Consider the following 13108-nt stretch of genomic DNA (forward strand, 5'->3'; position numbering starts at 1 on the left):
CCATGGCCACACGTCCTTCCCTCTTGGCAGTTCGCGCGCTTGGTAAGTCAGTACCCGGGCCGCGGCAGCTATTCCGGGGCCTCGACCTCGACGTGGCGTCTGGCGAGCTGATCGCGATCATCGGTGAATCGGGGGTGGGCAAGTCGACGCTGCTCAACATCCTGGCCGGTCTGGACGATGCCGACGAGGGCAGTGTGGTTGTGGACGGCACCGACCTTGGTCTACTCGATGAAGCCGCCCGCACGCGGTTGCGCCGGACGCGTATAGGTTTCGTCTTCCAGGCCTTCCACATCCTACCGTACCTGACTCTGTGCCAGAACGTCGCGCTGCCGCTGGCACTGGTGTCGCCGGACGCCACTGCGGTCGAAGCACGCGCGGAGGCGATGCTTGAATCCGTCGGACTGGGCAAGCGCGGCAATGGCTATTCGCGCGACCTGTCGGGCGGCGAACTGCAGCGGGTAGCAATAGCGCGCGCGCTGGTTCATCGCCCAGCGCTGATCCTGGCCGACGAGCCGACCGGCAACCTCGATGCCGAGACTGCCTCACGCGTGCTTGCGCTGTTCGCGGAGGCAGTGCGCGAGTACGGTGCAGCGGGCGTGATGGTAACCCATTCCGTTGCGAGTGCGGCGATCGCCGATCGAGTATTGACGCTAGGAGCCAACGGGCTGGTGGAACGGCGTGGCCGCTGAGCCGGGCCTGTGGTCGGGGCGACTCTCGCTCGTCTGGCTGATCGGCGGAGAGTGGCGGTTTCATCCCGCTCGCTTTCTCATGACCGCAGTCGCGATCGCCGTCGGGGTGGCGCTCGGATTTGCGGTCCACCTGGTCAACGGATCGGCGCTCGCCTCGTTCGACTCCGCGATGCGCGGGGTCAGCGGTGCTGCCGCATTGTCGGTGCGCGCGACCAGTTCTCTGGGGTTCGACGAGCAGCTCTATCCGCGTGTGGCGCGAGCCAACGGAGTTGCCGACGCCAGCCCGGTCGTCTGCCTCGACGCGCGTATCGGTGCGACGCGGCTGACGCTACTCGGCATCGACGTGATCCGCGCCGCCGGGGTGACGCCTTCGCTGATCGGAACCCAACCCGGCCGAATCGGCAGCGACAACGAAGCCGCGTTTGATCAGACCGCGCTGTTTCTCTCCCGCGCCGCAATGACCCAAGCGCGAGTAGCCGTCGGCGGGCGGGTAACGGTAACGGCCAACGGGCACGCCGTACCCGTCCGTATTGCCGGCACGCTGCCGGGCGCGGGCGATGCGGCCGCGATCGGCGTAATTGACATCGCCGCCGCGCAGTGGCGGTTCGGGCGGCTCGGCCGGCTCGACCGGATCGACCTCGCGCTGTCCGATCGTGCAGCGTCGGAGACCGCGCTCGCCGCGCTGCTGCCGGCGGACGCGCTCCTCTCCGATGCCGAAGCTCAGGATGCGCAGGGCGGGTCGCTGTCGCGGGCCTATCGTGTCAACCTGGACATGCTGGCATTAGTAGCGTTGTTGACTGGCAGCTTTCTCGTCTACTCGGCGCAGTCGCTATCGGTGGTCAGGCGGCAGCGCGCGTTTGCTCTGCTCCGGACGCTCGGCATGCCGCGCGGCGGAGTCGTCGCCGCAGTCGTCATCGAAGGGCTGGTGATCGGGCTGATCGGCGCCTCGGTCGGCTTGGCGGCAGGCTACGGCCTCGCCTGGGCGGCCCTGCACTGGTTCGGTGGCGATCTCGGTGCCGGCTATTTCGGCGGCGGCACCGGCCGCGTCGTCTTCCAGACGGGTGCCGCGCTCGCTTTCTTCGCGCTTGGTCTATTCGCCGCCTGCCTCGGCAGCGCGCTGCCTGCCCGGATTGCCGCCCGCGTGGCGCCCGCCGCAGCACTGAAGAATGCGGGCGACGTGCTCGATCCGCGCCAGCCCGTCGCTTGGTGGCCGGCCGCGGCGCTGCTGGTGGCGGGCGGGACGGCGGCACTGCTACCGGCCGTCGGCGAACTCCCGCTGTTCGGGTTCGCGGGCATGGCGCTGATGCTGGCGGGCGGCGTCGCCGGAGTGCCCTTTTTTGCGCGCATGTTGCTGGCGCCGCTGGCCCGGCGGACGAACGGCAGCGTAGCCGGCCATCTCGCGGTGCGCCACCTGCACGGCGCTCCCGGCGAGGCGGCGACCGGCCTGTGCGGGATCGTCGCGTCCACCGGGCTGATGATCGCGATGGCGACGATGGTGACGAGCTTTCGCGGCGCGGTCGACGACTGGCTTGGGCAGGTACTGGGCGCCGACCTTTACATGCGCACGATTGCGGGGGCGAGCTTCGACCCTGCGACCCGCACCCGCCTCGCCGCGACGCCCGGCGTGGCGAGGCTTGCCTTTAGCCGCCAGCTTCCGCTCACCATCGCCCCCACGCGCCCGCCGATCAGCCTCATCGCCCGGCCCGAGCGCGATGGCCGCGATCCGCTGCTCGTGCTGATCAACCAGGTCCGGGCACTGCCGGCGGACATACCACCCGTCTGGGTGTCGGAACCGGCTCAGCGACTATACGGCTGGGATCCGGGCGAGCGCATCGTCTTGCCGATCGCGGGACGCACTAGCTTTGTGATAGCTGGCGTGTGGCGCGACTATGGCCGTCAGACAGGTGCCGTGATCGTGGACGAGGACGATTATCAGCGGCTGACCGGCGACGACGGTCGCGACGAAGTCTCAGTGACGATAGCGTCGGGGACGGACATCGGACGGATCACGCGTGACCTGACCGGGAGTCTGCCGTCGGCACTGCGAAACCATGTGGAGGTGACACGCCCGGCAACACTGCGACGACTCGCGCTGACGCTGTTCGACCGCAGCTTCGCCGTGACCTATCTGCTGGAAGCAGTTGCGATCCTGGTCGGCCTGGCCGGGGTCGCCGCGACGATGTCCGCCCAGACAATAGCGCGCGAGCGGGAGTTCGGGATGCTCCGCCACCTGGGTCTGACCCGCGGCCAATTGATCAGCATATTGGCGAGCGAAGGCGCGATTCTCGGGCTGACGGGCGCGCTGACCGGTATCGCGCTTGGCCTCGTCCTCGCGCAGGTGCTGATCCACGTCATCAATCCGCAGTCGTTCAACTTTACGATGACCACGCGCGTACCGATCGGAACGCTGCTGGGAGTCGCAGCGGCGCTGACGGGCGCGGCGGCGGCGACCGCAGTATTGGCGGGACGACGCGCCACCGCCAAGAGCGCCGTACAGTCGGTGCGCGAGGATTGGTGATGGGCAGAATACGACTTCTTATCCTGTCGATGGCCGCGATTGGCATCGCCGCACCTCCCGCTACGCCATACCCGGTCGTGCGGCCGGGCATCACGCTCCGTTTCCCCGCCGATCACGGCGCCCACCCGGGGTTCCGTACCGAATGGTGGTACGTCACCGGTTGGCTTCGCACCGCGACCGGCAAAGATCTCGGCTTCCAGGTGACCTTCTTCCGAACGAGTCCACCGGTCGACGAACGCAACCCCAGCCGTTTCGCCGCCCGCCAGCTCTTGTTCGCCCATGCCGCGCTGTCCGATCCGGCGACGCGCCGCCTGTCACACGGCGAGCGCGCGGCGCGCGGCGGCTTCGGCCTTGCCCAGGCGCGCACCGGCGAAGCCGACGTTGCGATCCGCGACTGGCGGCTGTGGCGCGCGCCGAACGGACGATGGGCGACTCGCGTGACGGCCGATGGCTTCGCGCTGGCGCTGGAGTTCCGACCGACGCAACCGCCCATGCCCCAGGGTCGGGGCGGATACAGCCGCAAAGGCGCGCGCCCCGACGAAGCGAGCTATTATTATTCGATCCCCCATCTGCGCGTGACAGGCAGCGTCGGCCGCGGCGGCGCGACCGCCGCCGTCACCGGCGAGGCATGGCTCGACCAAGAATGGTCGTCCAACTTTCTTGCCCCCGCCGCCCAAGGATGGGATTGGACCGGCCTTAACCTTGATGACGGGTCCGCGCTAATGGCGTTTCATATCCGTCGCAAGGGCGGCGGTACGCTGTGGGCGGGCGGGACGTTCCGCCGACCCGACGGCACGACGACCGTGTTGGGGCCGCAGGACGTCGCGTTCCGTCCGCTGGCTACGTGGCGAAGCGCGGCAACGGGCGCGGTCTATCCGGTGATGCAGGAAATCGACACCCGCATCGGCGGGCAGGTCGTGCGGTGGCGCCTCCAACCGATGTTCGCAGCGCAGGAACTCGATGCCCGGCGCAGCGGTCTGCCGGTCTATTGGGAAGGTGCGGTGCGCACCCGCGGGGGGCGTGGCTACCTCGAGCTCACCGGCTATGACCACGCACTCACAATGTAGGCATCCTGATCGGCGGCAGCACCTTGGGATTTCACTGACGTCGATCCAATCTTCGCCATTCGCGCCCGCCTCCAACCTTTGGATTTCTGAGTTGTGGGGCGAGGAAGAGCCGGTCTTCGACAGCACCTAAGAACTGCAGGCCGCTCTCGATAACGTCATGAGCCATTGCAACGCGGTCATCACACAGATCGGCAGCAAGAGCCCCCAGATGGAAGCCGACGTTCTTTGCTGCCGGCAGGGCTGATGTCGAGCAATGCAGCCACTGGGTGCGCGGCTTATGGAAAGCGATGATGATTAACCCCGAAGCTTGGCTGGGCCTCGCTGACGACGAGCGGACCCAAATCCTCGTCGAGCCATTCACCGTGTCAATCGATGCTATCGACAACCGCGCCCTTATGGCTGACTCTCATGGCCATCGCCGAATTTGATCCGGTTCGCGACGAAGGCAAGGCGTTCGCGCACATCGCCCGCGGCGGGGGTCGAAGTCACCGCGCGGCGCTATCTCGGCATGACCCACGGCTTCCCCAGCATGCCCAGACGACTCCGGTGGCTAGCCGGGCGATCGGCTGACCTCGCCGCCAACGTCGCGCAGAGCCTGGCCGCCTGAGCCGATCAGGCGGCGGTCATGCCGCCGTCGATGACATGTTCGGCACCGGTGATGAACGAGGATTCATCCGACGCCAGGAACACGACCAGGCTCGAGATTTCAACGGACTCGGCGAAGCGCCGCAGCGGAATTGCCGCCGCCGCTCCGCCGCCATCCTCGTCGGTCGCGGCGATCATCATCGGCGTCTTGACGTAGCCCGGATGGACCGAGTTCACGCGAATGTTGCGATCCCCATACTCGACCGCGACGTGCTTGCTCATCCCGCGCACGGCGAACTTGCTGCCGACATAAGCGAGGTTGGGCGAGCCAACGATCGCCACGATCCCTGAAATCGACGAGATGTTGACGATCGACCCGCCGCCCGCCGCCAGCATCCCCGGAAGCACCGCCTTCATGCCGAGGAAAACCCCGGTCTGGTTGATCGCACAGACCCGGGCATAGGCGTCTTCGTCGAGATCGGCGCTCATCGCCACCGGGCCGATCACCCCGGCATTGTTGACCAGGACATTGACCGGCCCGAAAGCGGCTTCGGCGGCGTCGACCACACGGCGCCAGCCGGCACCGTCGGATACATCATGCTCGACGAAAATCGCGTTGTCGCCCAGGCTGCTGGCGAGCGCGTCGCCATCGGCGGCATTAAGGTCGGTCAGTACGACCTTCGCGCCCTCGTCGATAAATGCCTTGGCATGCGCGCTGCCCATGCCCTGCGACGCGCCGGTAATTATCGCGATCTTGCCCTGGAGACGGTTCATGTGAAAAATCCTTTTCCTTAAATGCTGTTCGTCGGTCGCGTAGCCCATTCCGTAGCCAGCCGGCCAAGCTCATTGCTGCGCTCGACGATCGTGTAGGGTATGCCCGTCTTCGCCAGTTCGATCGCGGCGCACAGCTCGTAAATGCCCGCCCCGATGATCAGCGCGGTGAAGCCCGGCGGAGCCGCAGGCGCATCCTCCACCGCCGATTTCCCGACAAGGCCAAGCTCGCGTCGGATCATCGGGACATAGCCGGCGGTAACTTCCTCGCTGAGTGACACGCTCATCATCTCGCGCAACAGTTTGCCCAGTGGTTCGGGGAGCACCGAAGGAGATCCGGCGAACCACTTGCAAAGCTCGACTGCCGCCGCCTGCCGCACTTCGGCCTGAACCTCGGGCGACAGTCCGCCGTCGTCATTCTCCTCCAGCCCGCGCGACCGGCTCGGCACAAAACGACCGTGAACCCAGTCCGCATCGCCGGTCGGCTGGACGAGCATGCAGGCGAGCGCTGGACGTTGGCAGCCGCAGTCGCTCGTCCAGCCAATCGCCGTCACGGACCACGTTCACCACCGTCATCCTTCGCGGCCGCGCCTACGACTGCTTTTCGGGAAGCGCCTCGATCAACTGCGGGGCGATATTCTTGTCGCCCTTCTCATCGATGTGACGCTGGATTCGCGCCTGGATCGCTGCTCCGATCTGCTCGGCGAGTTCGGGCCGCGCGGCGCGGCATTCGTCCTCGGAAATCGCGCGATTGTCGGGCAGCGTGTCGACTTTGGGCATGACGTAACGAGCAAACATCTCATAACTGCGCTTGGTCTGCGGCCAGTCGGCCCAATTGTGCGCGAACAGGATCAGCGTGCCGAACCCTCCCGACTGCGCCCTGAGCCGCTCGATCTGCGCGACCGCATCGTCGGGGGTACCAATCAGCGCCATGCTCGAATCGAGCAGTGCGTCGATCACGTCGCCCCCGCCCGGGACAATCGGCAGCGCCGCGACATTGCGCAGATAATCGGCCCAGCCCTCGATACCATGCTTGACCTCGGCACGAGCTTGTTCCCGCGTCTCCGCGATATGCATCGGCGCGACCAACCGCCAGTTGGCGCGGTCGACCGTCTGGCCATGATCGCGCGCGATGTCTTCGCAAATTCCCCAGTTAGCGGCGAGCGCATCAAATGCCCCGCTCGAGGTCGCGCCGAACGACAGCATGCCGATGCCGTTGCGGCCACTGGCGCGCGCGCCGGTCGGCGAGATGGTGCTTGCGGCAATCATGTCGATGCACGGCCGCGAATAGGGCGTCATGTGGATGCGGGCGTTATCGAGTGTGAACCAATCGGTCTTGGCCGTAACGGTTTCGCCGCGCATCAGACGGACGATGACGTCGATCGCCTCGTCCATCATGTCGCGCTGCTTGGACACTTCGATGCCCATCATCTTAGCGTCGGAGGCGAGCGACCCCGGCCCCATGCCGAGCATCGCCCGGCCATGCGTCATATGGTCGAGCTGGCTGAACCGCTCGGCGAGCATCAGTGGCTGGTGATAGGGGACCGAGCTTACCGCCGAGCCCAATTTGATCCGCGAGGTGCGTTCCGCCGCGGCCGCGATCATCACCTCGGGACTGGCGATCAGCTCCCACCCGGCCGAATGATGCTCGCCGTACCACAGCTCGTCATAGCCGAGATATTCGAGGTGCTCGGCGAGTTCGAGATCACGCTGCAGGCACAGCGTCGGATTTTCGTTCAGCGCATGGTGCGGGCCGCAGAAGGCACCGTAACGAAGCTTGGTCGACATCATATTCTCCTCGGTAAGCGGCTACGGCCGCCCTCTTCCCTGTCGTTTGTCAGCCCACTGTCGCGGCGAGGTCAAGCGCCATGTCCTGTGGGCGCGTGGCCACGAACGACGGACGCTGTTCGATGCTTACGACGAATTTGGTCAGCGCAGGATATTTCCCGCGCCAGCGCATTGCGGCGATGTCGGGGCTGTAGCCCGCCGTTACCGCATGTTCAAAGACGAGCACCGTCGTTGCCACGGCGATATCGCCAAGGTCGATCGTCTCGCCGGTAATTGCGCGCTGCTCGTATAGCTGGTCGAGCGCGGCCAGCCCGCCGTGCATCTTGCGTGTCTGGCGATCGACCCAGTCCTTGCCTGGTTCGGGCCGATGAAGTTCGAAGAGGAGCAACGTCATCACTTCCATCAGCCGCTCACCGAGCATCTGCCGCTTGCGCGCGGCGAGGCGACCATCGGCGTCCGCGGGTAGCAGCGGCGGCTCGGGAAAGCGGGTCTCGATCCACTCTAGGATGTAGCTCGAGTCGTAGACCGTCTCGCCATCGGCGATCAGGATCGGCAGTTGTTCAAGCGGGCTGTGGTGCGGCGTGATCGTCCCCGCCGCCCATGGCGTGTCGAGCACGACATCGAAGTCGAGCCCTTTTTCAAGCAGCGCGATGGCGACCTTGCGCCCGTACGGGCTGGGACCGGCATTGATCAGCGTGAACGCCATCGCATCTACTCGCTATAGCAGGGCCATCGCAGGACAGGTCAGAACTTGAAACGCGCGTCCACGAAGAATGTCCGCGGTGAACCGGGAACGACCGTGTTGAACTGGAACAGTTCCCCGGTGGCGATGCCGCCGGCATAGTAGACACGATTGAACGCATTCTTCAGGTGCGCAGAGACCGCCCATCCGGCAGCGCTGTCTTCGACACCAAGGCGGAAGTTGACGAGCGTGTAACCGTCGACATGCGCGCCCGGGCTGCGATTGCCGGTCGAGGCAAACCAGAACAGCGACTGCGAATACACATCCGATCGCAGACTTGCCGTGATCGAATTGTGGATCGGTACATTGACTTCGCCGAACACGGAACCCGACCATTTCGGCGTGTCGGGGTACGTGCCGAACAGAACAGGCGCACCGCCCCCGATCGATACCAGACTGTCGGTGAAGCGTGCATTGGTATAATTTACCGCACCGCCAAGCGTGAGCCAGGATGCCGGACGGATCGACCCATCGAACTCGACACCGCTGACCTTTGAGCGCGGTATGTTGACCGTGACCGCAGCCGGGGTCGAACCAAGCAGCGTGTAGGCGACGCGCTGCCCATCTTTGATCCAGTCCTGATAGACGGCGATGTTGAAGTTGGTCGGGATGCCACCAATGCGGCCGCGGTACTTGAGCCCGACTTCCGCGTCGGTCAGCGTCTCCAGCCCGTAGCCGTTGCCGCCCGTCGGGCCCAGCCCCGGCACTGGGTTCTGGATGCCATTATAGCCGCCATTCTTGTAGCTTCGGCGCGACGCAACATAAATCAGCAAGTTCGGATTGACTTGCTCCTGGAGGCCCAGTGTCCAACTGACATTGCCGAACGACTTTTGCTGATGGAAATCATAGGTCGCCAGCTGGGCGGGTGGCGCAAGATAAGCGGTGTCGGCAGGCAGGACATCGAACTTGATCTTTTCATGGGTGTAGCGCGCACCCACCGTTATACCAAGGCCTTGAACGCCAATTGCCTCGCTAAGATCGTATGTGCCCTGTCCGTAACCCGCATACATGCCGCGCGTAGTAAGCTTATTGTACACAGTCGTGCTAGTCAGCGGCGGGAACTGCAGAAGCAGGCTGGTAGTCAAGTTTTCGTTGGTTTCATGCGAATAAAATCCGCCAACGACAAAATTGAGTCTTCCTCCGAGCGCCTTGCCGACAAGCTGTAGTTCTTCAGAATACTGGCGAGTGTTGTCATTCTTACCGCCATTGCCATTATCATCGATTCCGTAGGGTGTACCATCGATATCGCCTGCAATGCCGTTCTTGAGGTAAGTATAGCCGAAGATATTCCGTAACTTTGTATCGGATCCGACATCAATCGACGTGATGTTGGAAATGATGATATTGCGACCTTTATACTTTGACGGACCATCGGACTCGATCTTATATGGGCCGCGAGCTTGCTGCGTTGCCAAGTAAGACGCGATTCCGCCTGGGTCGAGCGTGGGATGGGCGGCCGCATATGCCGCAGCGCAATTGTTGGTGGTCGCGTTGCATCCCGCCGCGCCGCCCGTAAAAGCATTGATCAGGAAATTATATTGTGCCTGATTGCCAAAATTCGTGAGCGCGATCAGGGGAACAAGACCCGTCGGTTCCAGACTATTGATTAAGCCGCCTAGGCTGTTTCCGTCCGAATGGAGATAATCGACCACCAAGTCATTCGAAATCGAATTCGATAGCCCGATGTGTAAGCTGCCCCGCAACCCGTAACGATCGACATCGCCGACGCGCTTGTTGTTGAACAGGTTGAGCTGGTAGCCGTCTCGCTTTTCATAGAAGCCGGCGACTCGGAATAGCACCGTGTCGCTGACAACCGGGAGGTTCAGGGCACCTTCGACCTGGCGCAGTTTATAGTTGCCAAGGCGGCCGCTGATATATCCGCCGAATTTGCGAGTTGGCTTGGTCGATGTGAAAAGGACTGCGCCACCGGTGGAGTTCCGACCGAACAGAGTTCCCTGCGGGCCCTTGAGGACCTGGACCGATTGAAGGTCGTAGAAAGCGGAAGACCCGCCGCCGACGCCGTCGAGCTGAATTTCGTTGAAATAGGGCAAGACGCCCGGTCGCGTATCGCTGAAGGCGTCGAGCGACTGACCGCGCAATGCATAATTTAGCTGGTTCGAATTCTGACCAGCGCGGATCGTCAGGCCGGGCGTAGCCACCTGGAGATCGGCTTCGGTGGCGATCGCCTGGCGTTGCAGCAGGGCACCACTCAACACACTGACCGCGACCGGGGTCCGCTCGAGAGTCTCCGACCGTCGTTGAGCGGTGACGATAATTTCTTCCTGCGCAACTGGTTTCGACGCTTCCGGCGGAGTCGTGGATGAGCTCTGCGCAAACGCCGGTACAGACTGGATCATTGCAATCAGACTGGCCAGCGAGGCAGCCCCAACACGAATCTTGAACATCGGCGATCCTCTCCTTTTGATCCATCGTCTGAATCGACCGTACGGTGGCGATGGCTTGGTCTAATGCCAGTCGACGCCAGCGCCAAGTTTCTCACCTGTGTTTTGACACTAGTGTTGATTGTGTCAATAGGGCTGTTGACTGAGAGAGCATGCTTGCAGAAATCCATCGGGCACTGTCGTCAGCACTGATCGCCCGCCTTCAACGAGGAAGGCATCACGTTCCGTTACAAGGACTATCGCCGGAACGGCCTCGACCGCCAGCAGGTGGTGCACGGCGCTGGCGAGTTCATCCGACGCTTCCTGCTACACGCCCTGCCCAAGGGCTTTCACCGCATCCGCCATTACGGCCTGCTCGCCAGCGGCAACCTCGAACGGCGCCCGCCGGCTGCGCGCGGTCGCGCCGCCTGTCCTCAATGACGTGGCGGTCGAGCCGACAGATGTCGGACCGCCGGGCCCGTGCTGCAGCGGCCAGATGGTCATCATCGAGATCCTCGAACGCCGCTATCAGCCGAGTGCCCCGGCGCCCTTCGCAAGCGCAGCCGAGAGATCAGCGTCGTCACCCACGGCTCGTCACCGATAAACGCGGCGACGCAGTAGCAGGAAAGCTGCAGGGATCACGAGCATCGACAAAAGAGGTGCCGTGACCATTCCGCCGATCATTGGGGCGGCGATCCGGCTCATCACTTCGGAGCCCGTCCCGGCACCGATCAGGATGGGAAACAGGCCGACGAGGATGACCGCAACGGTCATCGCCTTTGGCCGCACGCGGAGCAGCGCGCCCTCGCGCACGGCTTCTTCGATCGCTTCATCGTCAGGTGTCGGGCCGCGCTCGGAGAGGGCATGCTTGAGGTAGATCAGCATCACGACGCCGAACTCGGCCGATACACCGGCGAGTGCAATGAAGCCGACTCCCGTCGCGACCGACTGGTTGTAACCGAGCAGATACAGCAGCCACAGCCCGCCCGTCAGCGCAAACGGCAGGGTCCCCATGATGAGTGCCGCCTCGTCGAGCCGTCGGAAGGTCGCGTAGAGCAGCAGGAATATAATCAATAGCGTGGCAGGCACGACGATCTTCAGTCGCTCGATCGCGCGCTGAAGGAACTCGAACTGGCCGGTGTAAGTGACGCTGATCCCCGGCGGCAGCTTGACCCTTGCCGACACCACGCGTTGCAGATCGCCGACGATCGCCGTGAGCGGGCGATCACGCCCGTCGATATAGATCCACGTCACCGGCCGGCCGTTTTCGCTACGAAGCATTGGCGGGCCGTCGCTGACGCGGATATTGGCGACCGTCCCCAGCGTGACCTGCTGGAGCGATGGCGTCACCACCGGCAGGTTGCGCAGACCGTCGATGCTGTCGCGCACCTCGCGCGGATAGCGCACGCTGATCGGATATCGCGCCAGTCCCTCGATCGTCTGGCCGACCGTTTCGCCGCCGATTGCGCCTGACACGACGGCCTGGACGTCCGCTACGTTCATGCCATAGCGCGCCGCAGCGGCACGATCGATCTGCACGTCGATGTAACGACCGCCCGTCAGGCGCTCTGCAAGCGCCGTGCCGACGCCGGGCACGCTTTTTGCGAGCATCTCGATCTCACGCGCCACCTTGTCGATCTCGGCCAGACTGGAACCCGCGACCTTGATGCCGATCGGGCTCTTGATGCCGGTCGACAGCATGTCGATCCGGTTACGGATGGGCGGGATCCAGAAATTGGCCAGCCCCGGCACCTTCACGGCACGGTCGAGTTCGTCGATGAGCTTGTCCTGAGTCATCCCCGGGCGCCACTGGTCCTTCGGCTTGAAGCGGATTGTCGTTTCGAACATTTCAAGAGGCGCGGGATCGGTAGCGGTGTCGGCGCGTCCCGCTTTGCCGAACACGCTGTCGACCTCGGGAACGGTTTTGATCAGACGGTCGGTCAGCTGCAGCAGGCTTGCCGCCTTGGCGGTCGAGATGCCGGGCAGTGCCGAAGGCATATAGAGCAGGTCGCCTTCATTCATTTGCGGAATGAACTCGCCGCCGAGCTGGCTGATCGGCCATATGCTGGTGGCGAAGATAAGCGCGGCGATCACCAGCGCCTTCTTGGGCCGCGCGAGAACCCAATCGAGCGCCGGGCGATAGATGCGGGTTAGCCAGCGGTTGATCGGGTTGAAATCTTCCGAGGGGATTTTGCCACGGATCAGGAATCCCATCAGCACCGGGATAAGCGTGATCGACAAGATCGCGGCGGCGGCCATCGCATAGGTTTTGGTAAAGGCGAGTGGCGCGAACAGCCGACCTTCCTGTCCCTGCAGCGAGAAGATCGGGATGAATGAAAAGGTGATGATGAGCAGGCTGAGGAATAGTGCCGGGCCAACCTCGGCCGCAGCTTCAGTAACGATCACCCACCGTTCGGACGATTCCAACGTCGAATCGGGATGGTCGCGCGCCCAATGTTCGAGATGCTTGTGCGCATTTTCGATCATGACCACGGCGGCATCGACCATCGCGCCGATGGCGATGGCGATTCCGCCCAGCGACAGGATGTTGGCGTTCAACCCCTGAA

The 13108-nt window shown here is 63.9% G+C and carries 10 protein-coding genes; 4 read left to right on the forward strand and 6 right to left on the reverse strand.

What is annotated here, in order from left to right:
- Positions 1-2 precede the first annotated feature (2 nt).
- From RMN84_RS07690 to RMN84_RS07700, 3 genes are read left to right on the forward strand one after another with little or no spacing between them, the layout of a single operon-like run.
- Positions 3-689 (forward strand): ABC transporter ATP-binding protein, encoded by a 687-nt coding sequence (locus tag RMN84_RS07690; RefSeq protein WP_309611589.1) that lies wholly within the window; start codon positions 3-5, stop codon positions 687-689.
- The gene (locus tag RMN84_RS07695; RefSeq protein WP_309611590.1) at positions 679-3207 is read left to right on the forward strand and encodes an FtsX-like permease family protein; all 2529 of its coding nucleotides are present in this window, start codon (positions 679-681) and stop codon (positions 3205-3207) included. The genes RMN84_RS07690 and RMN84_RS07695 overlap by 11 nt, the downstream gene beginning before the upstream one ends.
- The gene (locus RMN84_RS07700; RefSeq protein WP_309611591.1) at positions 3207-4274 is read left to right on the forward strand and encodes a carotenoid 1,2-hydratase; all 1068 of its coding nucleotides are present in this window, start codon (positions 3207-3209) and stop codon (positions 4272-4274) included. The genes RMN84_RS07695 and RMN84_RS07700 overlap by 1 nt, the downstream gene beginning before the upstream one ends.
- Positions 4275-4886: 612 nt before the next feature.
- Here the strand turns inward: RMN84_RS07700 and RMN84_RS07705 are convergent.
- The 5 genes from RMN84_RS07705 to RMN84_RS07725 all read right to left on the reverse strand — a co-directional run bounded on the left by RMN84_RS07705 (position 4887) and on the right by RMN84_RS07725 (position 10565).
- Positions 4887-5633, reverse strand: a complete 747-nt coding sequence (locus RMN84_RS07705; RefSeq protein ID WP_309611592.1) for a glucose 1-dehydrogenase — start codon at positions 5631-5633, stop codon at positions 4887-4889.
- Positions 5634-5650: 17 nt separating this feature from the next.
- Positions 5651-6127: a hypothetical protein gene (locus RMN84_RS07710; protein WP_309611593.1), complete on the reverse strand. Its 477-nt coding sequence runs from the start codon at positions 6125-6127 to the stop codon at positions 5651-5653.
- Positions 6128-6221: 94 nt separating this feature from the next.
- Positions 6222-7418: an LLM class flavin-dependent oxidoreductase gene (locus RMN84_RS07715; RefSeq protein ID WP_309611594.1), complete on the reverse strand. Its 1197-nt coding sequence runs from the start codon at positions 7416-7418 to the stop codon at positions 6222-6224.
- 49 nt (positions 7419-7467) lie between these two features.
- The gene (locus RMN84_RS07720) at positions 7468-8124 is read right to left on the reverse strand and encodes a glutathione S-transferase N-terminal domain-containing protein (protein ID WP_309611595.1); all 657 of its coding nucleotides are present in this window, start codon (positions 8122-8124) and stop codon (positions 7468-7470) included.
- Between the two features lie 38 nt (positions 8125-8162).
- Entirely contained in the window at positions 8163-10565 is a 2403-nt protein-coding gene (locus tag RMN84_RS07725) for a TonB-dependent receptor plug domain-containing protein (RefSeq protein ID WP_309611596.1), read from the reverse strand.
- Between the two features lie 213 nt (positions 10566-10778).
- On the opposite strand from RMN84_RS07725, the gene RMN84_RS12325 reads away from it, so the two are divergent.
- Complete coding sequence (locus RMN84_RS12325; RefSeq protein ID WP_405051465.1) at positions 10779-10982, forward strand: transposase; 204 nt, start codon at positions 10779-10781, stop codon at positions 10980-10982.
- A 153-nt stretch (positions 10983-11135) separates the two neighbouring features.
- On the opposite strand, the gene RMN84_RS07735 is transcribed toward RMN84_RS12325, so the two are convergent.
- On the reverse strand, positions 11136-13108 hold a 1973-nt coding region (locus RMN84_RS07735), incomplete at its 5' end, for a CusA/CzcA family heavy metal efflux RND transporter (RefSeq protein ID WP_309611597.1).

The organism is Sphingomonas sp., from assembly GCF_031380695.1.
Lineage (GTDB): Bacteria > Pseudomonadota > Alphaproteobacteria > Sphingomonadales > Sphingomonadaceae > Sphingomicrobium.